Source organism: Hahella sp. CCB-MM4, from assembly GCF_002260525.1.
In the GTDB taxonomy this organism is placed as follows: domain Bacteria; phylum Pseudomonadota; class Gammaproteobacteria; order Pseudomonadales; family Oleiphilaceae; genus Hahella.
Genome location: NZ_MRYI01000063.1, coordinates 1 through 630, shown reverse-complemented (window position 1 = coordinate 630; position 630 = coordinate 1). Strand labels below are relative to the sequence as shown.

The following is a 630-nucleotide window of genomic DNA, read 5'->3' as shown; positions in this document are numbered from 1 at the left end:
GAAATCTCTATGGCATGATCGGCATGGCCATCGCTCTGGTGGCCACCCTGTGGCGTCCCGAGGTGACCGCGGTCTGGCTGATCCTGATCGCCATGGCCATCGGCGCGGTGATCGGCGCCAAGGTGGCCCTGAAAGTGGAAATGACCGAAATGCCCGAACTGGTCGCCATCCTGCACAGCTTTGTGGGTCTGGCCGCGGTGCTGGTGGGTTATAACAGCTATGCGGACCACGGCATTATGACCGGTGTCATGCTGAACATTCACCTGACGGAAATCTTCCTCGGGGTGTTTATCGGGGCGGTCACCTTTACCGGCTCGGTGGTCGCGTTCGGCAAATTGCGCGGCAAGATCAGCTCCAAGGCACTGATGCTGCCCCATCGCCACAAACTGAACCTGGCGGCCTGTGTCGTCTCTTTCCTGCTGATGCTCTACTTCGTGAACAACGGTGGCAGCACCTTCAGTCTGTTGCTGATGACGGTGATCGCCCTGTGGTTCGGCTGGCATCTGGTGTCCTCCATCGGTGGGGCCGACATGCCCGTGGTCATTTCCATGTTGAACAGCTATTCGGGTTGGGCGGCCGCGGCGGCGGGATTCATGCTGTCCAATGATCTGCTGATCATCACCGGGGCAT

General features: G+C 59.5%; 1 protein-coding gene. It reads left to right on the top strand.

The window, feature by feature from the left end; all coding sequences use genetic code 11:
• Positions 1-630: NAD(P)(+) transhydrogenase (Re/Si-specific) subunit beta (locus tag BTA51_RS28885; RefSeq protein ID WP_210404950.1), on the top strand; the 630-nt coding region annotated here is incomplete at both ends.